Source organism: Pseudomonas machongensis, from assembly GCF_034961125.1.
GTDB lineage: Bacteria > Pseudomonadota > Gammaproteobacteria > Pseudomonadales > Pseudomonadaceae > Aquipseudomonas > Aquipseudomonas machongensis.
Window position 1 is genome coordinate 1 of the sequence record NZ_JAYFUI010000097.1, and the last position, 24,812, is coordinate 24,812.

The window sequence follows — 24,812 nt, forward strand, 5'->3', positions numbered from 1 at the left end:
CGCCTAAAGGTCTTCAGGTCAGGTCTTGAGCAATGAGCGGAGAGAGATAAGGGCTGACTGAGACCCGCATTTCATGCGGCTTATAGGACTTTATAGGCGATTATAGATCGATTATAGAAACCGCTCTGAGCGGCTCCTATGCTGATCCGCTCTACGACTGGAGGGATGACTTACTCGTCAACCTCTCTCAGCTCCTTCGCTGCTTCGTTGAGCAGAAGCCTGGCTTCCCCACCGATAAATTCGGCTTCGACCAAGCAGGCCAGCGTCACTGGAGAGACCTCCAAAACATCGCACAGCGCACGAAATGTGCTGAGCGACGGCGAGTATTCGCCCTTTTCGAGATTCCTCACATACCGGGCCGTCGCCGCAGGTTCGAATTGCTCTTGGGTCAGCCCCCTCTGATGGCGAAGTCGCCGGAAGACAGCCCCAAATGCCAATTTATAGTTCATAGCGCTTGGATGGCTAAAAGGAAGCATTGAACCTATTGCCAGCTCGCAGGAACAGGCAGTATCCTGCCGCTTGCTGAATTTTCGGCTTCTTCGACTTTTTCCGAATCTTGGACGTGCTCAATTTACTGAGCTTCCGGGACGGCGACCTGCATCCAAATTTTAATAACTGGAGAGTGTAAATATGATAAACGCCAGTGAGGACTTTATTAAAAATTATCCCATGATTTTTGCCCAGTCCCGAGAAAACCCGTTGGGAGTCCATTACTGGGGGATAGAGTGCGGGAGCGGATGGTTTGGGCTGTTGGAAGCACTATGCGAGCGTGTTCAGGCGCACGTAGATCACCAGAAAATCGAGCAAGTAGTTTTTAAGCAGGTGAAAGAAAAGTTTGGTGATCTCCGCATTTATTATTCGGGTGGTGATGAATACATCAATGCGGCAATTGATATGGCGGAGGCTTTCTCTGCAATTGTATGTGAGAACTGTGGTGCTCCGGGGGTAAAGCAGCGGTTGAAGGGCGGGTGGATTAAAACAGTATGTCAGGCGTGCATCAGCGAGTTTGAGTCGCGAGTTTAATTCTGGAGGCAGTATGTTTCATACAATGATGGGTGCTCGCGTTATGAACCTATTTGATGAGCATGAAGCGCCAGAGTGGAGGTTTGTATTTCACTCGCTCAATATCGAATGGTTCTATATTACGAAAGTTGAGTGGCAGGATGATGAGCCAGTTGGTGAGCACATGCTGTTGATCGGTGATGTCGCTGAACTTCAGCTCTTGCTTTCCGCAAAGCTTCAATCAACCTCGATCTCAAGCATCTACCTGAATACGCCAGGGCATATGAATCTTAGCGAGCGCCGTGAACAGCATTTGCTTTTGAAGATAGAGGAAGTAGCCGACGTGTATCCTGGCTGCGCGAATATAAATCACATCTACACTATCTGGAGAAATGGGCCGGTAGAAGTCTATTCCGATCAACCTGGAGACTGGATCAACAATGAAAGGGTCGTCCTCTATGACGTAGGTGGAGATTACCTTAAGTCTGTCGAAGCTGAACAGCTGGAATCCACAAAACGTCAGGCATCTATCATGCAGGTCGCAGCTCGCATCCATAAAAATGATGCGAGTGCGTCGAATTTGTGGCTGCTCACTAGCATCGTGGAATTGGGTGCGCGGCGGCCAATCGATATGACTTCGCCGATGGAATATGACTGGCTTCGAAGCTATATCAGCAAAAAATATGCTTTATAAACATAGGGGAGACTGAAGCATGTTTCGTATCATGGCTGTTACAGATGAGCACCTGCTTGATAAGATCAAGGTTTTGCTGGCGGAAAGGTCCAGGATTAAATTCGGATACCCAATCTTTCTGCTCCGCTCCATGGTGTCCTCTCCAAGGCTCAAGGATTTGTATGTGAGAGACTTCTCGATTGATGGGTTGGTCGAGGTCGGGGACAGCTATCTTGATAAATTCACAATGCTTGCTGATCAGCCTCAGAAAACCTACGGGATCAATATCACTCAGTGGAAGTCTGTGGAAAGCGGGGCAACATTCGTTGACGAGTTTCATTTTCGTGACACGTCAGTGATTAAGCTTCAGGTCTGGGCTTTTGATCCGAACACCTTGACACCGGAGCAGTTACGGATTGCAGTTGCGGTGAGCTTTACCGAGCTTGAGATTTTTGATGAGCCACGTCTCGCATTAGCGCTGGATGAGCTTCTTGAGGATATACCGGTTACGACTGATTATGAGTACAAGTTCGGCAGGTAGGCGTGGACTCCTCACACTCTCTTGTGTCTCTGGTCTTCAACTTTTGGAAAGGTGTCGCATAAGTCTTAAGATACGCGACATTCGTACCTAGTCCAAAGTTTCTAGGTTTCTGGTGTCGCGTAAATTAGTCGCAAGTTGTGCTATTCTAAAATCGATAATTGCGACATGTGAGGAGTGATAAATTGAACATTGGCTACGCCAGAGTATCGACAACAGGCCAGGAACTTGAAATTCAAAGGGAGATGCTAATTTCGGTCGGGTGTTCCCGGATTTTCGAGGAGAAGATCAGTGGAGCTAAGATTGACAGGCCTCAGCTAGTCAGGCTGCTTGATCATCTCCGGGAGGGAGATGTGCTGGTGATTACTCGACTAGACCGCCTTGCGAGATCGACGCTTGATCTTCTTTCAATAGCAGAGCGTTTAAATGAGGTTGGCGCAGGTCTGCGATCCCTTGCTGAGCCCTGGCTAGATACCACGACCTCGGCGGGTCAGATGATCCTGACGATATTCGCCGGGATCGCTTCATTTGAGCGTTCCCTCATTATTGATCGCACCCGCACGGGCCGAGAGGCGGCGATGCGTAGAGGCGTGAAATTCGGACCTAAGCATTCCCTCAATGCCCAACAGATTGAGCACGCGATGCAACTGGTGGGGGATGGTAAGCCGGTGTCGCAGATTGCGTCCCTACTCGGTGTGCACCGTTCGACGCTGTATAGGTCCCTCAATCGCTCGATGCCCGAGCTACCCACTCGGGTTGAGTGCGCGAGAGAGGTTTACGATTAGCCGTTCCGGCTGATCTACCCAGGGCCCACTAGGTGCCTTCCTGTGTTGCATTGAGCCAAGCCTGATGGACCCCCTGGGCCGACTACGGATTCCAAAGCCTCAATCGCTCATCCGAAGCGTGCGCCATTCCTGAATGCCAAAGTGCTAGTATCCCGACCAGTACGGTTGCTAGTGGCTCGTGTCTGCAAGGAGATAGGCATGTCATGGAAAATTAAGCTTGAGGATGCTCCCGATGGCTTTGGTGAATGGCTAGAAGTAAGTAGCTCAAAGCCTAACTGGAATGATTTTACCTATAACTATCATGCAACTGTGTATTTCAGTTACGCAGGTGAGTGGATATTCCTCAGTGCGTACCTACTCCCGGTTAATGTCAAGGAGATCAAGCCATTCTCTTATCTTTCACATGCCCCTGATGGAGATCTCTATTTCTTTGTAAGCCTTTTAGCAAATCCGGATCAATACAAGCATCTAGCTAAAAAAATGCCTTTTGATAGGATGAATTACCTGCTCACGGCTCTGCATGATGTGTCGTATGATCGCTATATAGGTGCGGGGAAATATGAGCATATAATCCAAACAGAGCCTTTTAGGTTGGGCGTTCTGCGAAGTCATAACGCATATCTATCTTTGATAAACGGATATGGCGGCGCATATATACAGCCTCCAATGGGCGACGCCAAGGTCGCGTTCAGTTTCTCGACTGGCCTTCCTGGTGTGCTCAACTCTGTAACCCTTGATGTCAGCTATCGCCATCATCAGTACTTTGATGACAGGGTACACTGTCTTATAGGTGTAAACGGGACAGGAAAAACCAATCTTCTCGCTCGCCTCGCAGTGACGCTCGCGTCTACTTCCAATGCGGCTCATAGTTGTCCGCCGGTACTCATCTCCTCAGAGAATAAAGTACTTAGCCAGTTTGATGGTGCCTCGTTTAATGCCGATGGGGGATTTAGATTCAATCGCGTTGTGTCTTATTTTTCCGACCCTTCATCACCTTTGCCGCGCTTCAGTACCATGGGCGCATTCGAGTATCATGCATTTAATACGACAGCCAAAAAAGAGAGCAAGCAGTTCTATCAGAATCTCTCCTATCTCCTAGTTACACTGTTGCGCGATACAGATAGTAAGTTTGATCAGTCAAAAAGTAAAATTTTAACAGACGCTCTATCGGGCATCATGCCGATGCATTTGCTAGCAATACCTGTCACGGCAGACTGTCCTGATTACTGCTGTGTAAAAGACGGCGACGGTAGAAATTGGAGCTTTACCAGTCAGATGACTGGGGAGCAGCGCTTCTTAGATATATTGGGAACAATCGATACAGAGCGAGAGCCAAGTTTTTTAACTTTAGATACAAGGCTGGTAATAGAACTCAGCAGCGGTCAGCGCAGCATGTTTCACTTCGCCCTGCATTTTCTAACTTTGGCGGGATATGGTACTTTGCTGCTGATTGATGAGCCGGAGACCTATCTGCATCCTAATCTTGTATCTGACTATATGATGTTTCTGTACAAGATATTAGAGCGAACTTCATCGCTCGCAATTGTCGCGACTCATTCGGCGTATGTCGTGCGCGAAGTCCCTACTCACTGCGTACATATTCTGGAACGTACCGGTCAAACAGCCTCTATCAGCAGGCCATATCTTCAAACGCTAGGGGCAAATGTAGCGGAGATTTCTTTGGCCGTATTTGGTGATAGCACCGTTGACGCTTATCATCGAAAGGTCACAGAGACAATTGCTAAAACTAATATGTCCTTTGAGCAGGTTGTCGCGGCCTATCAAGACATTTTCAACATTGATATGTTGATGGAAATAAAAGATCGCATGAGCAAACCTAGGGAGTTTGATTGACTATGCGTTCGTTCAGTCACTCTAGTGTTATTGACGATTTGGCCACTCTCGACGCATTGACTACAGGCATACCCTTTCTGTACGGGTGCTTTCCAGTGATTGAAAATGCTTATAAGGCCTATGTGAACTGCGCCGGATCTCCACAGTTAAAGGCGGTGGGATTGTCTTTAGGGCAGACAGTTTGCTTGCATAAGGCATACGATGGTGGGGCAAAAAAATATGGGCTCGATTGGATTCCAAAACTCAGGGATGTCTTGATTTGGTCTTGTCCGATGTGTGGGAGTTCAATGGTTGGGACGGTAGAGCATTATCTGCCAAAAATGCCTTTTCCTGAATTTTCTGTGTTTAGCTGGAATCTAATACCATCGTGCATCTCGTGCAATCAAAGGCGAGGAAGTAAGCACGTGAATGGAGTAGGTTACCAACTTTTGCATCCAATGTTTGATAATGTGATATTGGGCAAATTGAAACTCGTAACCCGATTCGATACTGCGGGCTCGGTAACGCAGTTCGAGCTTGGGTTTAATGAGTCAGCGTTCAGTGTTCCCGAACAGAGGCGCATCTCTGCCCATATAAAAATGTGTGTAGATGCGCGAGCCTTCAAGCTTGCGACTCAAGTGCAGATCAGTACCGTGGCCGTCCGTGTAGCAGCGAAGAAGCTGGTGGATTGGAAGCCGGTGATACAAACCGAGCTGGAAATTATGGAGTCGGCTAATCAGGGCTATGGTTGGGCAGCGTCTTGCCTGAGAGGACTGCTCGAAGTCAGCGAGATACAGCTGAGTAGCATTCTCACGCCGAAGATCTTGAAGTAAACCCCAGCGGCACCTCAGGAGGTAGCGACCTGAAGGCTAGGGAGTGTGCAATCTGTAAGCACCATGACCTAGGTACTGAAGACCAGCAGCAGAAGCTGCTGGATTTGCCCAGCGGGTGCCGGGTTCTTGGGTGCGCTCTCTCGGCAAGGTGATGTTAGAGTGAGCGTACCCCATGAGGGTTGTGTTTTTCGTACAGCCCAGCAATTCCCACTCGTTGAGTAAATAATGACCTGCTTCTCTTTTCGTGCAGATGCCATCCAAGACGTCTTTGAATTCGTGCTGGCTCCAGGTATGCGGCCTCTCCAGCGGCTGATCATTCTGCCAGACCAGCACTTCCCGGATGTCGAAGTGGAAATCGAGACGGATATGCCGGAGGGGGAATTGAGGCTCATCATCGCCGGTCTAGAGGATTGCCATGTCATCGCAGATACTTTCCTCGCATGTGATCTGAAATCGAACGCTCTCCAAAGGGGTGAAGATCCAGATCCACTCCCTGTCCAGCCAGAGTTTTAAGCGAATGGGAAAGAGCTACGTTCTTGAAGCAGCGCGGTTCCTCGATTATTACTTGGACGACGCGGTCGAGGCTGAATATGCCGTAATGCTGAGCGCACCGTGGGGGGCGGGAAAGACCCACTTCATTAAGAAGTATCTTGAGGAGCGTTCCAGGAGGACGTCTAGTGACGAAGGTATGTGTTACTTGTACGCAAGCCTGTACGGCATCACGTCCACTTCCGCGATCAATGATCAGTTCTTTGCGCAGCTTCACCCCCACCTGACCTCAAAGGCCTCGCGGCTCATAGGCACCATCGCAGGCAGCCTGGCGGAGAAATTCGCCGGGGCGAAGAATAGTGGCCAGATTTTTCAGGACCTGGTTTTGAAGCTGGAAGGCAAGGTTCTGGTCATTGATGATTTGGAGCGGTGCTCCATGAAGATTCCCGATGTGATGGGATTCATCAACACACTTGTCGAGCATGAGCGCCTCAAAGTCATCATTTTGGTCAACGAGGAAGAAATACCCGATGGCCAGCGTGACGAGTACGCGAGGCAGAAAGAAAAGCTGATTGGCAAGACGATCACGGTCAAGGCTGATCCGGGGGAGGTCCTGGAAAAACTCCGAGCAGGTCTGAGTTCGAGCACTGCTCGGGAGGTTGTTGAGCGTGAGCAGTCGGCGTTGCTGAGCACATTCACTGCTTCGGGTAAGCCGAATTTTCGAAATCTGCGTGCCGTGCTTGGTGACTATGAGCGCCTGATCGAGGCCGTTGACCCGCGCCTAAAGGGGAAGCCTGAGGCTCTGAAGCAGCTTTTGCTATATATGATCGCCACGGGTAGTGAGTCGCGAACCGGCACATTAACCAAGGAAACCCTTCAAAATCTTCCGACTACCCGATTTGCCGTTGCACGCATTGGCGCTCAAGGTGCAAAAGGGGCGGGGGAGCAGCCGTTTGAGCTGCTGGCGAGCCGATATCCTGATGTGCAATGGACGGACCCTATCATCGGTCCGAAGCACCTTAGCGAACTGTTCTTCACCGGGAATATAGAGGTGTCGGAGATAAATGACATCCTTGCCCGCCATCCGGAGGTAGTTGGTCATGCTGAGGTTCCTGCGTGGAGGCTGCTATGGAATTGGACTCAGCTGTCAAAAACGGAGTACGACATTGCCGCCCCCGCGCTGGTAAGAGCGTTGGCCGAGGGAAGGTACAACCATCCTGGTGAGATCCTGCACAGCGCAGGCATCATCCTGACGTTGCGAGAATATGGCGATCCGCTGCTTGGCCAAGGAGTGGAGGTCGTGTCCTATTTCGCTGGCTACGTCTCTAAGCAGCTTGAGCAAAATACCCTGAAGCCCAACAAAGGCGCATTTGGGTTTGATGGCACGGGCGCAGCTGGGCTCGGCTATTCATCGTTCAGCAGCCCAGAATTCCAAGCGATTTACTCGGTGGTCAAGCTTGCGTGTGAGGAAATGGGGCGTAGGCGCATGGCACAGGTTGCAGATTGCTATATTGCTCGCTTGAGAGATGATCCCAGTAGCTACACCTCACTGTACGAATACGGCTTAGAGGATGGTAATTACGGCGGTGTCGCCTTCCTTCACCACATTGAGGCCGCTGACTTCGCTACCCTGCTCATCACAGACTCATGTTCGAACGACCATCTTTTTGCGAGTCTGATTAAACGTTTCGAGCACGACCACCCTGTTCGAAACGCACTTTTGGACGAATATGACTGGACTGACGAATTAAGAAAGCAGCTTCTGGTGATAGTTGATGCAGAGGTCGCTCCCTTTGGGGGAATGCTACGACAGCGGGTTAAGTACTACTTTGGGAAAATAGCTGAGGGAATCGGTCGTTCCTTGCCAGGCGATTGAGTCCCGCTGGGTAATGCAGGCGAACTTGAAGTTCGCCGCTCGCGCAAGCGGTTACGCGTCATCGGTTAGCACAGCGCCAGTGTTCCGGAATGGCGTAATTTAATAGGAGATTAATCGCCATTAATGTCCAGTTCCTTCCTTGATTCTTCGAGAGGGTTCGATAGTTGCACTCCATATGGCATGTCAATATCGAAGCTCACTGTGTCAAGCAATTTGTCTTGGTAGAAAATCATCGTTTCTATAGGGATGATTTTTTCAAAGGTTCGTTCAACCAAGGTTTCTAGGACGAACGGGTAGCTATCATCCTCGTGATCGAATGGGCTGCGATCATAGTCTTTTATGGTTTCGACAGTATCAATTGTTACGTTATACTCGATTTCATATAAGCATTGATCGCTCTCTACATAGACAAGATTAGCTCTTACAAAGTCGATGCTTCGGATGGTGATTTCTTCTAGTTCGGCATCCCAGTCGCTAGACTTGATTTCGTAGTCGACCTCTGGCAAGCGACTCTCTACCACGCTCATGACATCATCTCTGATTTTGGCGAGGGCTTCTGCTGCGAAGGCTGCGGGTTCGATTGAAACGCTTACGTTTACCGCATCTATAAATGCGTCGACGGACTCACTCAATAACAGTCCGTTGTCCTCGGCACAGAATTTTTGCAGGTCCTTGTCAGTGCTAATAACATGGATCGGGTGGTGCCGTTCCTTGACCAAGTCTGCTAGACGCTCCAGTACAAATGCGTCAGCGAACTCTTTCTCTTTGCCGCCAGCGGCAAAAGGGGAAGTAACTGAGAAATATCGAGTAAAGACTCGGCTTGGAGCGACTGTATCTACGCTTATTCGCTCGATTCCAGGGCCACCCAAAAAATGTTCCCAGTTATCGATAAGATGCTGCTTAATCTGTTCCGCAGTGATATTCGTAAATATTCCATGGGCAGGTGCTGCCGGTAAATTCCGGATTACCATTGCCTCTTTTTTTACATGTTTTAAAGCGGAAGCGGCTTTGGCCGACTCCGCACATATGTGAGATCTGACCTCTGAGTTTGTGACGTCAGGGACGATCAACAGGATTTCCTCTGCCTCTCGTAGTTTCTTAATGGAGCCCAAGCTATGTGTGAGGAATTGATAGTTCTTGGATATATAAACATTTGTATCAAGAAAGACTATTCGTGACTCAAGCTTCACTGCCGTCGCTCCCCAGCATAGATGCGCAAACTATAGCCAATGGATGGCCATTGGCCAACATGGCCTTTTCGTAGTCCTGCCCGTTTCCCAGCCTCGCCTGACTCAATCTCCGAAGGGCACCCTCGCACACCAAGGATCGGGAGTGGCTACGGCAGCAGCCAACAATCCATGGCTCCTTCGCGGCACGCGGTCCCAGCAGCCATCGGGTGATGTGCCATCGGTCCGGATAGTCTGCTTTTAGAGCCGCAGCGCTCCGTGGAGCGAGTTGAATGTTGAGGGCTTGGTCAGCGGCTTAAGCCGCTTCTATCGTGACCGTAACCCTTACAGCTTGAGAAACCTTGGCTACCAGCTTCAGCAGCTCAGCCGTTAACTCCAAGGCTCTGTGCTGGTAATAATCGCGTCGTTGGAAGGAGTGGTTCTGTCAGACGAACGCATCGCGAACGAGGCGCCCCCAGGCCCTCTTTAAGCGCTTTTGGCTGCCGCCATATAGGGTGGGGCGCCTTAGTGGCAATTCATTGGCTGATGGCCCTTGCTGGGCCTTCTAGGGCCATGACTCTGCCACATGTCTTCTTCCCATCTCTCAGAGATGGAAGGAACGACGGGGTTTAAAAAAAATCCTTATTTTTCATTGATTTAACTTGACAACCTTTTTATACTGCATTTGATCTTGAATCCGCTGGAGGCGGTGAGGCGAACACCTAACTCTGGTTCTCTTCCCAGCGTTAGCTGGGGTATAGCTTTTTTTGATTTCAAATAAAAAGCGCGCGCGTGAAAAAAATTTCCATCGCGGCAGAGTTCCGTACAGGCCGGTAGGCGCTCAACGCTCAGTAGCCTGGTCGAACATTTCCTACACCCAGCCTCGACTGGGCTCATACGCAAGCCAGAGCGAGCGATATTCCTTCCTACCAGCTACTCCGTTCTTGTCGAGTGGTTGCGTGTCATCAGATAAAAGAGGTCTCAATGAGCACTAATTCTCTTGAGGAAGAGATGCGTCGTGCGCTCTTCGGCGGCTCTAGCACGATAGCCGAATCGCCCAAGTCGATGGCCCCAGCTTCCCGGCAGAAGCCGCCTTCGGGGTATTCCTCCAAGCTCCGCGTAGAGCTTCATGTCACAAACATTTTTGAAGGCGATTACGAGGTGGTGCATTACGAATCGCCAGTGTTGAGCGCACTGGTAGCCGAAATGGAAGCGCGGAAGAAGTACGGCAAAAAGTACCGTTATGTAACGGTGATTTCTACGACACGGATTTAGTTTGGATCAGTAGCCATCTGCTCTCAACTCGCGTATGTGTCTGATGGAACATTTAGCTTCGGGCAGCTAGCCATGCATGAACCCCGTATAGGGCTCAATTGGCGGAGAGGTTTGAGGCGGAGGGGGTGGTGCCTCTACAGCGGGAACCTTTGACCTGTTCTTCGCTTTCTCGGCTTTACGCCTCTGGCGTTTTTGAGCTTCTTCAAATTCCTGCATTGGGTGCGTCACAAAATGCTGGCGGTAGGTCTTCAGAAGGCCAGGTTCGTTGCTGGATACCGCTTGAGCCAGGACATAGTCAGCATCTCGCAGCTGGATTTCGATTCTTGGGTTCTTTATTTGTGCATCCTTGACCATCGCAATTGCGTTTTCGGACAGTTTGCCGCTCGTCCATAGCTCGTATCTTTGGGAGATGTTCGTCCACTCCGAATGCGCCTTCACAAAGCCCCTGATGACAGGTATGCGTTTGTTGATCCATCTCTCCACCTCATCGTCACTAAGGGTACTGATCGGATGTATCCCTTTGCATTCGATGAAGATGACCTCATGGTTCGGTCGGTGAGCCAGAACGTCGATTTCTGCCTCAGCACCAATAGAGTCTCGGACGATCCTGTTCATCTCCTGGGGATATCCCAAGAACGTAGACCTCGCGATTTGGGCAACTGCAAACTCGAACAGGCTTCCGCGTAGTGTTGATGCGGCGCCCTCAATTCGGGAAAGGTCGTTGAAGATCTTGTCCAGAGCTTCAGGGTTCTGGGTGAGCTTCGCTGTGTCGCTCAGTACCGTGCAGAGATTCTTGAGCGCCAATGCCACATCACGGCCAAAAAGGCTTTCAGTTGTTGCTGGAATGATTCCCTTTTCTTTGAGAAGAGCGAATGCCTCGCTTTCATAGCTTTCGGCGACAAACACCTGTAGGCATTTACCTACTTTTTTGAGGTTTCGCAGCGTGACGCATTTGTTGACGAAACCGGCCAGTTGATCCGCTGTCACCCTGCCGTTCAGGGCGAGGTCGCATACAAAGAAGCCAGGCTTGATGGTGGTGCTGGTGTACTCTCGCATCGGAAATAGATACGAGGGGCCCGCTAAGTCCCAATTAAAGGTCCCAACCTTGGGCAGCCCTTTCGAGCAATCATCTTCACGGGTTGCCACCGACTCGTAGCTGACCATTCCCAAATTGCGCGACCAATCCTTCACCGCCAGAAGCGTAACCGTCTCGGCGATCAGTCTGCCTTTCATCTTTGCCCATAAGGACGTCACTTCGAGCATTTGGTGGTGATCACATCGAACCACGCAACATTCCCCACCAGGAAGGTTTACCTCCTTAACGAGGGTCGCCTTAATCAATCGCTCCAGCAGGCTTTCGGCTGCGATGTGCTTTTTCTGGGCGACAGGGGCACCACAGGCGATTAGAAAATGCGTTCGGGGCATCACGTTTCCTCGAAGCGCGAGAGCCTGTAATGCGGAGAAGTAGGTGCTCCGTGTTTTCTTCAGGGCCCCCATCAAGCTATCGAAGAAAAATGGAGAGCCGTAGTCCTCGCACAGATAGCTGAAGCGTGCTCGATGAGGGAAGATAATGTGGTTGAGTCGTGTCATGCCAACACAGCCTCGTTCGACTCGTTTCCTGGCCGCTTCAGGGGTGAGCCCACAGCTGGTTTCAAGCAGCTTGGATAGATCGCTGCTTAGCATGGGACCATTTTTCTTCAAAAGGTCGATGAGCACATTGTCAGCCATGATCGTTCTCGATGAATGTCACACAGCGCTATTTATACTCCTTGTAAACAAGGTGCGGTACGTTCTTCGAGCGCGTACGCCTCAGGCTAGGGAATTCGGGGGGTTCAGAGGCGCAGGGGCTGCTTATTTGTTGAAAATGTCACAATAGCCGCTCAACACTCTTCGTAGATCAGAGAAACGAAGGTGATTGTGTACGCGCTCTGTGCCGTTCAGGGGACTTTTCTGTATCGAGCCGATGCCAGGCATCCGCTGGGCTCCTCCCGGCATAGCCGGGTAGCGATAGCTAGATCGTAGGTCAACCATCTCTGCGTCATTACCGGCTGTCTCAAACATTCCGGTCTCGTCCTGTGGCTCATAACAGCTAGCTAAACTTAAGCAGGCTAAATCTGGAGAAACCGGCCATGGACACGGACCACTCGGGGCTAAAGGCGTTACGGCGTATCATCCTTGCGGCAAATCCTTTGCTTGCGGACCACATAGATTCCGTAAGCAACGCTGAACTTCGTATCCTAGCGAAGCTAGCAATCGACTTGAGCATTGAGGTCGATGCAGATTCCACCGATGTAGAAGCAATGCGAGGAATGCTGAGAGAGCTTATCGCTGATGAGACGATCACCGACGAAAAGTAGGTCTGGTGGGTACGTAGACGGTTGGTTAGCCGTTCACAATCGGGCTATCAAATCAAATTCGACTCGTCTTCCCATGAGATGCTCGAACAACTCACCATCCCTTTCAACGCTCAGGGCGCTCGCCAAGCTGATAGGAATTCGTGCCGTTTCGATGGTGGCACTGGTTGAGACTCGGACCATGCCGCATTGGTGACGAAGCAGGAGTTGGCTGTGGAGGTGTTCGACTCTACAGACAGTTTGCAAATTTGTAGGAGGCCAGTTTGAACGCTCCTCGGGTTGTAAAATTTTCCGATGAGTGGTGTGATTTTCTTTACATTTTATGGTGTTATGTTACAATGATTTGACAGCCGGCCCTTGTGGGATAAGGCGAAAAAATTTACAGGATGTCTCTCAGGAATCCTTTCCCCTTTTGATCGCGTCTGTTGCATCGGCTAGCCCGGTAATAAAAAACCCGATGAGTCTTTGATTCATCGGGTTTTTTATTACCTCTTCACAGGACAGGTGAGAGACAGGACGCGTCATCGCCAAAACGACAAATGTTTCAATTTCCCCATCGTTCACATCGATTCTCAGCGTTTCACAGCAATTCACGCCACATGGGCTAACGATGGACAGCTCCCGCTCACGGATGCACAACGTGAAAGCATCTGCGAAAGGGCTTGGCCAAACGCTACCGCCACGCGAGGACCGCACCGTGAACGTGAAACCACTGAACCCGAGCTCCAGCGAAAGATCCGAAACCGACGGCAAGCGATTCGATGGGGTCGTGCTCAACGCCAAGGCGAATGCAAAAGCGAACGACGACCGTACCGCCACCGACAACGAGAAGTGGCCGCCGGTGGACAAGACCGAGGTCGAGCCGGCACTGGATGGCAAGATTCGCTACGAGCTGGATGGCAAGGGTGTGGTGGTGGAGCGCTCGGTAAACCCCGAGCTCTACAAGTTCCTGGCCAATCTCTTCGAGCTGAACAAATCGCCTGGGCAAAAGGCCCAGGTGGTCGCTGCGATGAAGGACGATCATGCCATCGCCGACCGCAATACCGAATTGAAGAAGTGGGGCGACTACGATCAGTTCGAGTGGAAGGGCGATCTGGAAAAAGCCGAGGTCATCACCTACACCACCAAGGACGGCGAAACCGTGACGGTGTCGAAAGCCCTGACACCCGAGCTCTTCGCTTCGTTGCAACCCATGGCCCTGTCGCGCTACACCCTGGAAAAGCGCGCCGACGATGGCCGCGAAGTCGCTGGCGCCGATACCTACGTCGCCGACCACGATATTTCCACCTTCGGCTGGCCGGACGAGTTCGGCAATGGCGTGATCCAGTTCGAGACCAAGGACGGCAAGAAATACGTCGTCTCCGAGTTCGAGAACAAGGAAATGTACGATCGCGTGGCCTCCAAGCGCAGCGACTACAACAAGAGCGAGGGCTCGATCCAGGATCTGCGCGACAAATACGACCTGCCCGACCTCGACAGCCTGGACCTGCTCAACAAGAAGACCGGTGAAAAGGCCGACAAGGACGACAAGGAGTCGATGTCGGTGGTCGAACTGGCCACCAAGAACCTGCTCGACAAGTACAAGAAGCTGGTCGACGACGGCAAGGTGGACAAGGACAGCGACGTCTACAAACTGGTCAAGGCCATCGAAGCCAAGGCGACCATGGAGGGCGGGCACAGCATCACGCCTTACATCGAGGATCCGCGCGGCGGCGAAACCTGGCGGCAGTTCGGTGACGGGGAAACCCTGAGCAAGGAGGACATGCAGGACATCCTCAATGGCAACTCCGTGGACAAGTTGCTCAATGAGCTGTTCACCAACGGCAACGGCGAAAAGGACAAGATCGGCAAGGAGTACCAGGCCGAACTCGATGAAGCGATCAAGAAGGTCAGTAGCGAAGACAAGGACAAGCTGGCCGACCAGCTCTACGACACCCTGACCAGCCCCGACTACGTCAAATACCTGGCCGATCTGAAGAAGAACGGCATGGAGTCCGAGGCCAAGGCCGAAGTCGCCGGCCTCACCTCAAGCCTCGAGATGCTCGACCCTGAGCGCGCGCGCAAGGCCGAGGCCCAGTTGCAGCAGAACAGCATCGTCGCCGAGATCGACACCCTGCTCGGTGATCCGGGAGCGATTCCCGATGAATACAAGGAGTTGGCCTACAAAGACTTCGGCGCGCTGGTCAAGACGATCCTCAAGTCGGCCGACATTCCACGTCGGGTCGCAGACAGCATCGAGAAGTTCTACAACGAGCTGCTCAACGACAAGACCAAGCTCGACGACTTCAACAAGCTCACCGAGCGCCTGAACAGTGGTGAGATCACCCAGGACAAGTTCAACGAAGAGCTCACTGGCAAGTACAAGCCGCTGGATGTCAGCAGCAACGACTTCACCAAGGCGATAGGGACGCTCAACAAGTACGGCGTACTGGGCAGCGTTTCGGCGTTCGGCTCATTGGGCGGTGCTATCTATGCGCTGTCGGCGAAGAACGGCCAGTTGGCAGACGAGCCGCTGGAGCGTCTGGCCATCGCCCGCGATTTCATCGGCTTCCTCGGGGCTGGCGCGCAGTTCGAAAAGACCAAGGTCTTCGACCTGTTGACCGGTACCGACACCGCCAAGTTGCTGGGGCTGAGCAAGACCCTGCCGGAAATCTGGGGCAAAGAGAGCTCGCTCGGCAAGAGAATCGAGAAATCCCTGCACGACAAAGGTATATCCGGGGTGCCGGAGCCTGCGGCGGATCGGGTCGGCAGCCTTATCGAGCTGGGCTCGCTGCACAACAGCGGCGGCGGTGACGTGCTGGATGAGGTCAGGCTGTCCGGGGAAGCTTCGGGGCTCGGCTCGCTGGAGGACAACGGCAGCCGCGAATTGCTCGATGACATCGTCACCCGCGCAGGCGGAACGCCGCCTACGGATTACTCGCGCTACCAGACCCTGTCGCAGCTGGCGCAGGACCAGGGGGTGGAACTGACCGACGAGATCATCAGAGACAGCATCAGCGAGCGCCGTGCGGCCAATGGCTTGGGCGATCTGCCGGATGACGATTCGGTGTTCGAGTTCACCGAGCGCGTCCAGGACTCGGCTCATCGCACACCCTCGATCAGCTCCTCCGACACCGTCACCTCGATCTACGAAGGGGTCGTGGAGTATTTCGAGTCGCGCAATCTTACGCCGCCGAGCCGCCAGTCCTTCGACCAGATCTGGAATGATCCCGAGAACTACCGTGGCAGTGGTGCCTCGGTGGGTAGCGGGGAGCTCCCGCACCCGGACACTTTCGAGCTGGATCGCGAATCCATCAACGAGATGTACGAGTTGGACAACCGCACCCCGCCACCGGCCGATGTCATCGATGACGCGCTCGAGCCGATCAACGAGTCCATCCGCAACACCCCGTCGACCCCGAGCGTGATCGATACCCGCACCGTCCAGGACGCACTCACGACCACCGACAAGCCACCCGTCAAGCCGGGCGTTGCGGCGAAGATCGGTGGCTCGCTGACCAAAGTGCTCGGCGTGGCTCCGGACCTGCTGAGCATTGCCGACATCGTTGTCGGCGGCCTGGCGATCAAGGACGCCATCAAGAGCGGCAGCGCCCTGGGCAAGGCCAACGGTGCGCTGCAGGTGGTCAGTGGGGCGGCAGGTTTCGGTGCCGGGGTGATCGGCACGGTTGGTCTGGTCGCCAACATCGGCGCCCTGGCGGGTGTGACCGGACCGCTGTTCCTGGTGACTGCCGGGCTTGGGCTGATCACCGGTATCATCGGTATCTTCGTCGACCACGAGAAGCGCCAGAAGGCCACGGACAAGGAAGGTCAGTGGTTCAAGGACCTCGCCGATATCGGCCTGACCCAGGATGACTGGGGCGACAAGCTCGAATATGCCCGCTACAGCTTCTACGAATACGACGGTCGCGATGCGCCTGACGGGCAGAGCATCTTCGATTATCAGAAAGACGAGTGGGATCACTTCAGGGAGACGCCGCAGGAGGGCGGCTCGTCGGTCAACCGCCTGGACGACGACAAGCACCTGAACACCTACGACAAGGCGTTCTACCAGGACAACCGTGAAGTGATCCACGACATCCGTGAATATTGGGATGCCTGGAACGGCAAGGACGACATCGTCAGCCGGAAGGATCTGAACAAGATCGCCGAGGGCGGCGGCAGCGAGCAGGAAAAAGCGGCGGCGCGATTCCTGCTCGAGCACGAGGGCTTCTTCGATCAGCTCGATACCCAGTGGGGCAAGGGTGGCCAGGATGGCAAGGTGAGCACCGACGATCTCAACACCTGGCTCAAGATCGTCGGTGCCCACGAGGATGGCTACGGCCGCGGTTTCTTCGATGAGCACAAGGACATCATCGATACCATCCGCGACCGTTGGGACGACTGGAACGGCAAGGATGACATCGTCAGCAGAAAGGATCTGGAAAAGATCGCCGATGGTGACGGCAGCGACGCCGAGAAGAAGGCCGCGCGCTTCCTGCTCGACAACCAGGGCTTCTTCGATCAGCTCGACAACCTGGCGAAGAACGATCGCCGCGACGGCAAGATCAGCACGGGTGACCTGGACACCTGGCTCAAGGCGATCGGGGTGGAGAAGACCGACAAGAGCGATCTGACCTACAAGCCCAACGATGATGTGCCGGCCTGGCGTGTCATGCGCGGGTGAGGTCAGGCGGATGAACTGAAAAAGCCCCGGACCGTCCGGGGCTTTTTCGTCATGACTGTCCCTCCCTCACTCGTCCTCGCCTTCGAGATCATCTAATCTCCGATGGATTTCCTCATGCTCATCCCAATTGAATTCTTCGATTTGGATGAGAACAATCTCGTCATCGGTCTTGCCATACCAAACGCCACCTTCCGATGTTTTATCGTCATAGGTAGGGTCGAACTCGGCCTTCCAATCCTCATCCCTAGGTGTTGGCCGAACGTTTTCAGTATCATTGTGCGAAAGAGTCATACGTTTTCCCGCTGGATCTGATCGCCGAAATTGGCAAGTTTCTACATCGTCGGTCCTGGTTATTCAGGCCGGGGCTAGGGTGTATCTGGTGCGGTTCCCTATTTCAGTCCAAGTAGCCCTTCTGACGCCCAAGACTGACGGCATGGTCGAAAGTCCTAAGGTGCATCGTCGACTGCGGCTCACGATCTACAGGCCACTCGTAAAATCTGTCACCACTTCCCCAGCGCGCAACCACTGTTGGTGCTGTGAGCCCTTGAGGGCGAACATAAAGGTCGAATCTTCCCAAGGTGCCAAGAAATGTGCCATCACCGGGGTGTGCTGTGTGTTGAGGTTGAGACATGTGAAAATTTCCCTGCCGAGATGAGACTTGGGCGCCGCTAATCGTTTTCCCCCCTACAGCCTCGGCCCAGCGTTCGACGGCGGGGCTTGAGCATTCTGGGCGTTTCCCGTACACCCGCGCGATGTCTTAGGTCCAGGCGGACAACTTAACCGTGTTCTGAACGATAAGTCGCCATCGCAACGGACAGGTATTCTGCTTGGTGGTGGGTAAGAGTGCAGACATTCAGATCTAACGTGACACTGAAGGCCGCATAGGTGGAATCATATTCAGCTGATACGTTGTAACGTGCAAAAAAACCGACATAGCCTTGTATTAGCTGCTGTGTCATGCGCTGTCGACCAGTTGCTTGGCGGATTTCCTCGGCGGAAATTTGAAAATCGTAGGTCATAAACCCCCGGTGTGCGACTCGACTGATGCTTGCGTCAATGAACGAGTGAAGGCGAGCGTTTAAAAATTGAAGATCAAAATTTTCCATAAAATAAGCCACCAATAAGGATATCGTAAGGCGTTAATAAGATGCTGCATTGAGACAATAAGTGCTCGATAGCTGGCCGTCAAGACCATTATTAGCTGCCAAGATACGATTTGGTGTAGGGGTACCTCATAAGCCTATTGGACGGTTTTCTGGCTGATGGTCATGTACTCCTTGCTATGATCTAGGCACGCATGCCCAAGGATCGCTCGCACCGTTTCAACATCGCCGGTCGCAGCCAATACTCTTGCCGCCAATGAGCGTCTGCCGCTAACCGGCATGGCAAGGGATCGGAATGGCCCGAGACAAGACTCGCTGCTGAGCAAGACTGGTAGAGCCGGATCGGCCATAGACTGCTCTACAGCCACTGGATCCTTCAGCGCTTGCGCTGTTCCTAGTCGCACCGCGTTTGGTGACGCTTTACGGTCAACCATGCCCCAGACTGCCCACCACCTATCTGGCTATCAGGGTAAGGCTGAACGGTTTTGGCGCGGTCTACACCACCCATTCGCGCAGCGAATTCGAACTGGTACTGGAGGCCATGGACGAAGCCTTCCAGATCGGCCGGCACGCGAAATCTCCTCAAGTGTGCCGGTATCGGTAACGGGAGCGCAGCCCGCAACTGCTGGCGGCCCTTGAGCATGCCGCGAAAGATCACCCGGTGGGTTGCGATTGCTATCCTTACGCCGCCAGCTCCTAGACTCTGGACCTCAAGCAAGTCACCGACGCCCATCGCATCACCATCACCTGGTCCACGCCGCATCCCGAGGTGGGCAGTCGTGACCTGATCGATATCGCTGCTGAATGGGGCGTGTCGTTTCTCGAGGCCGCCAGCGCTTGCAGCCGGCTGGCGCGGTGTACTACGGCATGGACGAGGCGGATGTAAGGCGCATCCTTGCTCACCCACTCTTCATGGTCGGATCTGACGGCTTGCCGGAAGACCCATTCCCGCACCCGCGCTTGTGGGGGGCATTCCCACGGGGACTTGGGCATTTCAGTCGTGACGTGGGGCTTTTCCCGCTGCACACCGCGGTGCACAAGATGACCGGGTTGTCCGCGTCACGTTTTGGCTTGAAGGAACGCGGTGAGATTCGGGTAGGGCATTGGGCAGACTTGGTGTTGTTCGACCCGATGAGTATCCGCGACGTGGCGGACTTCCAATGCCCGCAGCGCGCAGCAGAGGGTATTGAGGGGTATGGGTCAACGGCGTGTTGAGCTACAGCGACAGCCAGGCGAACGGCAGAAGGGAAGGGCGCTTCCTTGCACGGGAAGGGATTTGCGTACGAGTTTCAAGTAGGCCGCCAGCGCTACATCCACAGTTCGTGAAGGCAGCGAGGCACCTGTAGGAGATTCTGTCTTGCTCAAAAATCTGAGGCCCGCCCGCTCCCACAGGAAGCCGAGGTGCCTTCGCGGCATCCATTGACCCTCGTCATAGCACTTCTCGGAATCTTGTCTAGGCTTAACGCTGGCGGTATCTGTCTACCGCCACCGTGAAGTCCAGAGGCGCCGGCAATGTCCCGTGCGTCCAAACCTGATCAGGAGTGCACGATGGACCTGAACCGTCGGCAATTCTTCAAGGTCGCCGCCGTCGGCCTTGGAGGCTCGAGCCTCGCGGCGTTGGGCATGGCCCCGACAGCCGCGTTCGCCGAGCAGGTGCGCCACTTCAAGCTGGCGCACACCAAAGAAACCCGCAACACCTGCCCCTACTGCTCGGTCGGCTGCGGCCTGATCCTGTACAGCCAGGGCGATGCGGGCAAGAACGTCAAACAGAACATCATCCACATCGAAGGCGACGCCGATCATCCGGTCAACCGCGGCACCCTGTGCCCGAAAGGTGCCGGGCTGCTCGACTTCATCCACAGCCCCAGCCGCCTGCAATACCCCGAGATGCGCAAGCCGGGCAGCCAGGAATGGGTGCGGGTCAGCTGGGACGAGGCGCTCGACCGCGTCGCCACGCTGATGAAGCAGGACCGCGATGCCAACTTCATCGAGAAGAACGCCCAGGGCCAGACGGTCAACCGCTGGCTGAGCACGGGCTTCCTCGCGGCGTCGGCAGCGTCCAGCGAAGCAGGCTACCTGACTCACAAAGTCATCCGTTCACTCGGCATGCTGGGGTTCGACAACCAGGCGCGTGTCTGACACGGCCCGACGGTGGCAAGTCTTGCCCCGACGTACGGCCGTGGCGCGATGACCAATCACTGGTCTGACATCGCCAACGCAAACCTGGTGCTGGTCATGGGCGGCAACGCAGCCGAGGCCCACCCCTGCGGGTTCAAATGGGTGACCGAGGCCAAGGCGCACAACAAGGCGCGCCTGATCGTGGTCGATCCGCGCTTCACCCGGACCGCTTCGGTGGCCGACTACTACGCGCCGATTCGCACCGGCAGCGACATCGCCTTCATGGGCGGCCTGATCAACTACCTGCTGACGACCGACCAGATCCAGCACGAATACGTGCGCAACTACACCGACGTGTCGTTCATCGTCAAAGAGAACTATGGCTTCGAAGACGGCCTGTTCAGTGGCTATGACGCGGCCAAGCGGATCTATGCCGACAAGTCCGGCTGGGGCTACGAGCTGGGCGAGGACGGCTTCGCCAAGGTCGACCCGACGCTGCAGCACCCGCGCTGCGTGTTCCAGTTGATGAAGCAGCACTACAGCCGCTACACGCCGGAAATCGCCAGCATGACCTGCGGCATGCCGCAGGACCAGATGATGAAGGTCTGGAAAGAGATCGCCACCTGCGCCGTGCCGGGCAAGACCATGACGATCCTCTACGCCTTGGGCTGGACCCAGCATTCGATCGGCGCGCAGATCATCCGCAGTGCGGCGATGGTCCAACTGCTGCTGGGCAACGTCGGCATGCCCGGCGGTGGGGTCAACGCCCTGCGCGGGCATTCCAACATCCAGGGCCTGACCGACCTGGGGCTGCTGTCGAACTCGCTGCCGGGGTACCTGACGCTGGCCGGCGATGCCGAGCAGGACTACGCCGCGTTCATCGACAAGCGCGCCTCCAAGCCGCTGCGTCCGGGCCAGCTCTCGTATTGGCAGAACTATGGCAAGTTCCATGTCAGCCTGATGAAGGCCTGGTATGGCGCCAACGCCACCGCCGAGAACAACTGGGGCTACGACTGGCTGCCCAAGCTCGATGTGGCGGCCTACGACGTGCTGCGCATGTTCGAGATGATGAGCCAGGGCAAGGTCAACGGCTACATGTGCCAGGGTTTCAACCCGATCGCCGCGCTGCCGGACAAGAACCGCGTCACCGCGGCGTTGGGCAAGCTCAAGTGGCTGGTGATCATGGACCCGCTGGCCACCGAGACATCCGAGTTCTGGCGCAACGCCGGGCCGTACAACGATGTCGATACGGCCAATATCCAGACCGAGGTGATCCGTCTGCCCACCACCTGCTTTGCCGAGGAGGACGGCTCTCTGGTCAACAGCAGCCGCTGGCTGCAGTGGCACTGGAAGGGCGCTGACGGCCCGGGCGAGACGCGCACCGACGTGCAGATCATGAGTGAGCTGTTCCTGCGTCTGCGTGAGCGCTACAAGTCAGAAGGCGGCGCTTACCCCGACCCGATGCTCAACATCAGCTGGCCGTACAAGATCCCCGAGGAGCCTTCCCCCGAAGAGCTCGCCAAGGAAATGAACGGCTGGGCGGTGAGCGACATGACCGATGCCAGTGGCCTGGCCATCAAGGGCGGTCAGCAGTTGTCGGGCTTCGGCCAGTTGAAAGATGACGGCAGCACAGCATCCGGTTGCTGGATCTTCGCCGGCTGCTGGACCGAGCAAGGCAACCAGATGGCCCGGCGCGACAACAGCGACCCTTACGGCATGCACCAGGTACAGAACTGGGCCTGGGCCTGGCCGGCCAACCGCCGCATCCTCTACAACCGCGCCTCCAGCGACCCGCAGGGCAACCCGTGGGACCCGCACAAGAAACGCCTGGTGTGGTGGAACGGCAAGGCCTGGGGCGGCACTGACGTGCCCGACTTCAAGGTCGACTCTCCGCCTGAAGCGGGGATGAATCCGTTCATCATGAACCCCGAAGGCGTGGCGCGCTTCTTCGCCATCGACAAGATGGCCGAGGGGCCGTTCCCCGAGCACTACGAGCCGTTCGAGACGCCGATCGGGATCAACCCGCTGCACCCGAACAACAAGAAGGCCACCAGTAACCCGGCAGGCCGGATCTTCGATTCGGTATGGGACACCCTCGGCAAGCACGAGGAGTTCCCCTACGCAGCGACCACCTACCGGCTGACCGAGCACTTCCACTTCTGGAGCAAGCACTGCCGCCTGAACGCGATCATCCAGCCCGAGCAGTTCGTCGAGATTGGCGAAGTGCTGGCCGGCGAGAAGGGCATCAAGGCGGGAGATCGGGTGCGGGTGTCGAGCAAGCGTGGGCATATCGAGGCGGTAGCGGTGGTGACCAAGCGGATCCGTCCGCTGCAGGTCAATAACCAGACCGTGCACCAGATCGGCATCCCGCTGCACTGGGGCTTCACCGGCTCGACCCGGCATGGCTACCTGACCAACACGCTGGTGCCGTTCCTCGGTGATGGCAATACCCAGACGCCGGAGTCCAAGTCGTTCCTCGTCAACGTGGAGAAAATCTGATGGCCCAGCAAGATATCATCGCCCGCTCGGCCACCACGACCGTACCGCCTTCGGTACGCCAGCAGGAGCAGGTCGCCAAGCTGATCGACACCACCAAGTGCATCGGCTGCAAGGCCTGCCAGGTGGCGTGCTCGGAGTGGAACGAGCTGCGTGACGAGGTCGGCCACAACCACGGCACCTATGACAACCCGCAGGACCTCACCGCCGACACCTGGACCCTGATGCGCTTCACCGAGCACGAGCGCGACGACGGGAATCTGGAGTGGCTGATCCGCAAGGACGGCTGCATGCACTGCGCCGACCCTGGCTGCCTCAAGGCCTGCCCGAGCCCCGGCGCGATCATCAAGCACGCCAACGGCATCGTCGACTTCAACCAGGACCACTGCATCGGTTGCGGTTATTGCATCACCGGCTGTCCGTTCAACATCCCGCGAATCTCGCAGAAAGACCACAAGGCCTATAAGTGCAGCCTGTGTTCCGACCGCGTGGCCGTGGGCCTGGAGCCGGCCTGCGTGAAGACCTGCCCGACCGGGGCGATCGTCTTCGGCAGCAAGGACGAGATGAAGGTGCATGCCGACGAGCGCATCGTCGACCTCAAGTCGCGCGGCTACGAGAACGCTGGCCTGTACGACCCGGACGGTGTTGGTGGCACCCACGTGATGTACGTGTTGCACCACGCCGATACACCCAGGCTGTATGCAGGCCTGCCGGACCAGCCGGTGATCAGCCCACTGGTAGGGTTGTGGAAAGGCATCAGCAAACCGCTGGCGCTGCTGGCCATGGGCGCGGCGGTCCTGGCCGGGTTCTTCCACTATGTGCGGGTCGGGCCGCAGCGGGTCGAGGAGGACGAGCATCCCGCTCCGACCGATACCAGCGTGCACCAGGTGGATCCGGCAGTGCATGTCTATGACCCGGGCAAGCCCGGCGGGCAAGGGGAGCAGCGGCCATGAACGACAACAAGCCTATCCTGCGCTACAACGCCAACGAGCGGACCAACCACTGGATCGTCGCGATCCTGTTCTTCATGGCCGGGCTGTCGGGGCTGGCGCTGTTCCATCCGGCGCTGTTCTGGCTCAGCAACCTGTTCGGTGGCGGCCCCTGGACACGCATCCTGCATCCCTTCCTCGGAGTGGCGATGTTCGTGTTCTTCCTGGGGCTGGTGATCCGCTTCTGGCGGGCCAACTTCATCACCGCCAACGACCGCCTGTGGCTGCGCCGTGTGGATCGGGTGATGCGCAACGAGGAAGAAGGCGTGCCGCCGATCGGCAAGTACAACGCCGGGCAGAAGCTGCTGTTCTGGACCTTGCTGGTGTGCATGCTGATCCTGCTGGTCAGTGGCGTGGTGATCTGGCGCGCCTGGTTCAGCCAGTACTTCGACATCGGCGCGATTCGCCTGGCCACCTTGCTGCACGCCCTGGCGGCGTTCGTGCTGGTGCTGAGCATCATCGTGCACATCTATGCCGGGATCTGGATCAAGGGCTCGGTCGGCGCCATGCTGCACGGCTGGGTCAGCCGTGCCTGGGCACGTAAACATCATGAGCTGTGGTACCGGGACGTGACCGGCGACAAGACGCCGCACAACCCCGGACGGAAAGAAGGATGAGC

19 protein-coding genes and 1 pseudogene are annotated in these 24,812 nt (G+C 55.2%); 15 read left to right on the top strand and 5 right to left on the bottom strand.

The genetic code is table 11. From position 1 onward, the window contains the following. Nucleotides 1–170: 170 nt before the first annotated feature. A complete protein-coding gene (locus VA602_RS10315) occupies nt 171–449 on the bottom strand; it encodes a helix-turn-helix domain-containing protein (RefSeq protein WP_212628236.1) in 279 nt (92 codons plus the stop codon). A 181-nt stretch (nt 450–630) separates the two neighbouring features. Between VA602_RS10315 and VA602_RS10320 the strand changes: the two genes are divergently transcribed. The 8 genes from VA602_RS10320 to VA602_RS10355 all read left to right on the top strand — a co-directional run bounded on the left by VA602_RS10320 (nt 631) and on the right by VA602_RS10355 (nt 8,029). Next, on the top strand, nt 631–1,023 hold the full coding sequence (locus VA602_RS10320; RefSeq protein WP_280311889.1) for a hypothetical protein: 393 nt from the start codon (nt 631–633) through the stop codon (nt 1,021–1,023). A 13-nt stretch (nt 1,024–1,036) separates the two neighbouring features. After that, nucleotides 1,037–1,696 (top strand): hypothetical protein, encoded by a 660-nt coding sequence (locus VA602_RS10325; RefSeq protein ID WP_280311888.1) that lies wholly within the window; start codon nt 1,037–1,039, stop codon nt 1,694–1,696. 19 nt (nt 1,697–1,715) lie between these two features. After that, the gene (locus VA602_RS10330; RefSeq protein WP_280311887.1) at nt 1,716–2,216 is read left to right on the top strand and encodes a hypothetical protein; all 501 of its coding nucleotides are present in this window, start codon (nt 1,716–1,718) and stop codon (nt 2,214–2,216) included. Between the two features lie 182 nt (nt 2,217–2,398). Then, nucleotides 2,399–2,998: a recombinase family protein gene (locus VA602_RS10335; protein WP_280311885.1), complete on the top strand. Its 600-nt coding sequence runs from the start codon at nt 2,399–2,401 to the stop codon at nt 2,996–2,998. Nucleotides 2,999–3,196: 198 nt separating this feature from the next. Continuing rightward, nucleotides 3,197–4,852: an AAA family ATPase gene (locus VA602_RS10340; RefSeq protein ID WP_280311884.1), complete on the top strand. Its 1,656-nt coding sequence runs from the start codon at nt 3,197–3,199 to the stop codon at nt 4,850–4,852. A gap of 404 nt (nt 4,853–5,256) precedes the next feature. Then, a complete protein-coding gene (locus VA602_RS10345; protein WP_280337090.1) occupies nt 5,257–5,664 on the top strand; it encodes a hypothetical protein in 408 nt (135 codons plus the stop codon). A gap of 225 nt (nt 5,665–5,889) precedes the next feature. Further along, entirely contained in the window at nt 5,890–6,177 is a 288-nt protein-coding gene (locus tag VA602_RS10350) for a hypothetical protein (protein ID WP_280311881.1), read from the top strand. A 4-nt stretch (nt 6,178–6,181) separates the two neighbouring features. Continuing rightward, a complete protein-coding gene (locus VA602_RS10355; protein WP_280311880.1) occupies nt 6,182–8,029 on the top strand; it encodes a P-loop NTPase fold protein in 1,848 nt (615 codons plus the stop codon). Between the two features lie 110 nt (nt 8,030–8,139). Here the strand turns inward: VA602_RS10355 and VA602_RS10360 are convergent, their stop codons facing one another. Continuing rightward, nucleotides 8,140–9,219, bottom strand: a complete 1,080-nt coding sequence (locus VA602_RS10360; RefSeq protein WP_280311879.1) for a PIN domain-containing protein — start codon at nt 9,217–9,219, stop codon at nt 8,140–8,142. Nucleotides 9,220–10,179: 960 nt separating this feature from the next. Between VA602_RS10360 and VA602_RS10365 the strand changes: the two genes are divergently transcribed. Continuing rightward, on the top strand, nt 10,180–10,470 hold the full coding sequence (locus VA602_RS10365; RefSeq protein WP_280311877.1) for a hypothetical protein: 291 nt from the start codon (nt 10,180–10,182) through the stop codon (nt 10,468–10,470). Nucleotides 10,471–10,536: 66 nt separating this feature from the next. On the opposite strand, the gene VA602_RS10370 is transcribed toward VA602_RS10365, so the two are convergent. After that, nucleotides 10,537–12,198 carry a hypothetical protein gene (locus VA602_RS10370; protein ID WP_323453169.1) on the bottom strand — a complete coding sequence of 554 codons (1,662 nt, stop codon included), beginning with the start codon at nt 12,196–12,198 and terminating at the stop codon, nt 10,537–10,539. A gap of 401 nt (nt 12,199–12,599) precedes the next feature. On the opposite strand from VA602_RS10370, the gene VA602_RS10375 reads away from it, so the two are divergent. Continuing rightward, complete coding sequence (locus VA602_RS10375; protein ID WP_280311873.1) at nt 12,600–12,827, top strand: hypothetical protein; 228 nt, start codon at nt 12,600–12,602, stop codon at nt 12,825–12,827. Nucleotides 12,828–13,521: 694 nt separating this feature from the next. Beyond that, nucleotides 13,522–17,487 carry a hypothetical protein gene (locus VA602_RS10380; RefSeq protein ID WP_323453170.1) on the top strand — a complete coding sequence of 1,322 codons (3,966 nt, stop codon included), beginning with the start codon at nt 13,522–13,524 and terminating at the stop codon, nt 17,485–17,487. A gap of 66 nt (nt 17,488–17,553) precedes the next feature. Here VA602_RS10380 and VA602_RS10385 read toward each other — a convergent pair whose 3' ends face one another. Continuing rightward, the gene (locus VA602_RS10385) at nt 17,554–17,778 is read right to left on the bottom strand and encodes a hypothetical protein (RefSeq protein ID WP_323453171.1); all 225 of its coding nucleotides are present in this window, start codon (nt 17,776–17,778) and stop codon (nt 17,554–17,556) included. Between the two features lie 485 nt (nt 17,779–18,263). After that, nucleotides 18,264–18,593, bottom strand: a complete 330-nt coding sequence (locus VA602_RS10390; RefSeq protein WP_323453172.1) for a hypothetical protein — start codon at nt 18,591–18,593, stop codon at nt 18,264–18,266. Nucleotides 18,594–19,065: 472 nt separating this feature from the next. On the opposite strand from VA602_RS10390, the pseudogene VA602_RS10395 reads away from it, so the two are divergent. The 4 genes and pseudogenes from VA602_RS10395 to VA602_RS10410 all read left to right on the top strand — a co-directional run. Then, a pseudogene (locus tag VA602_RS10395) lies at nt 19,066–19,936 on the top strand (amidohydrolase family protein); the annotation flags it as partial. A 202-nt stretch (nt 19,937–20,138) separates the two neighbouring features. After that, nucleotides 20,139–23,207, top strand: a complete 3,069-nt coding sequence (gene fdnG, locus VA602_RS10400) for a formate dehydrogenase-N subunit alpha (RefSeq protein ID WP_153186827.1) — start codon at nt 20,139–20,141, stop codon at nt 23,205–23,207. Next, nucleotides 23,207–24,157 (top strand): formate dehydrogenase subunit beta, encoded by a 951-nt coding sequence (gene fdxH / locus VA602_RS10405; RefSeq protein ID WP_054893573.1) that lies wholly within the window; start codon nt 23,207–23,209, stop codon nt 24,155–24,157. Before fdnG ends, fdxH begins: the two co-directional genes overlap by 1 nt. Beyond that, entirely contained in the window at nt 24,154–24,810 is a 657-nt protein-coding gene (locus VA602_RS10410; protein ID WP_054893574.1) for a formate dehydrogenase subunit gamma, read from the top strand. Before fdxH ends, VA602_RS10410 begins: the two co-directional genes overlap by 4 nt. Nucleotides 24,811–24,812: the final 2 nt, after the last annotated feature.

Bases quoted from the DNA above. Each gene is read 5' to 3' on its own strand.
- VA602_RS10320 (WP_280311889.1), top strand. From the start codon at position 631: ATGATAAACGCCAGTGAGGACTTTATTAAAAATTATCCCATGATTTTT.
- VA602_RS10340 (WP_280311884.1), top strand. From the start codon at position 3,197: ATGTCATGGAAAATTAAGCTTGAGGATGCTCCCGATGGCTTTGGTGAA.
- VA602_RS10315 (WP_212628236.1), bottom strand. From the start codon at position 449: ATGAACTATAAATTGGCATTTGGGGCTGTCTTCCGGCGACTTCGCCAT.
- VA602_RS10365 (WP_280311877.1), top strand. From the start codon at position 10,180: ATGAGCACTAATTCTCTTGAGGAAGAGATGCGTCGTGCGCTCTTCGGC.
- fdxH (WP_054893573.1), top strand. From the start codon at position 23,207: ATGGCCCAGCAAGATATCATCGCCCGCTCGGCCACCACGACCGTACCG.
- VA602_RS10330 (WP_280311887.1), top strand. From the start codon at position 1,716: ATGTTTCGTATCATGGCTGTTACAGATGAGCACCTGCTTGATAAGATC.
- VA602_RS10375 (WP_280311873.1), top strand. From the start codon at position 12,600: ATGGACACGGACCACTCGGGGCTAAAGGCGTTACGGCGTATCATCCTT.
- VA602_RS10325 (WP_280311888.1), top strand. From the start codon at position 1,037: ATGTTTCATACAATGATGGGTGCTCGCGTTATGAACCTATTTGATGAG.
- VA602_RS10390 (WP_323453172.1), bottom strand. From the start codon at position 18,593: ATGGAAAATTTTGATCTTCAATTTTTAAACGCTCGCCTTCACTCGTTC.
- VA602_RS10410 (WP_054893574.1), top strand. From the start codon at position 24,154: ATGAACGACAACAAGCCTATCCTGCGCTACAACGCCAACGAGCGGACC.
- VA602_RS10350 (WP_280311881.1), top strand. From the start codon at position 5,890: ATGACCTGCTTCTCTTTTCGTGCAGATGCCATCCAAGACGTCTTTGAA.
- VA602_RS10355 (WP_280311880.1), top strand. From the start codon at position 6,182: ATGGGAAAGAGCTACGTTCTTGAAGCAGCGCGGTTCCTCGATTATTAC.
- VA602_RS10370 (WP_323453169.1), bottom strand. From the start codon at position 12,198: ATGGCTGACAATGTGCTCATCGACCTTTTGAAGAAAAATGGTCCCATG.
- VA602_RS10385 (WP_323453171.1), bottom strand. From the start codon at position 17,778: ATGACTCTTTCGCACAATGATACTGAAAACGTTCGGCCAACACCTAGG.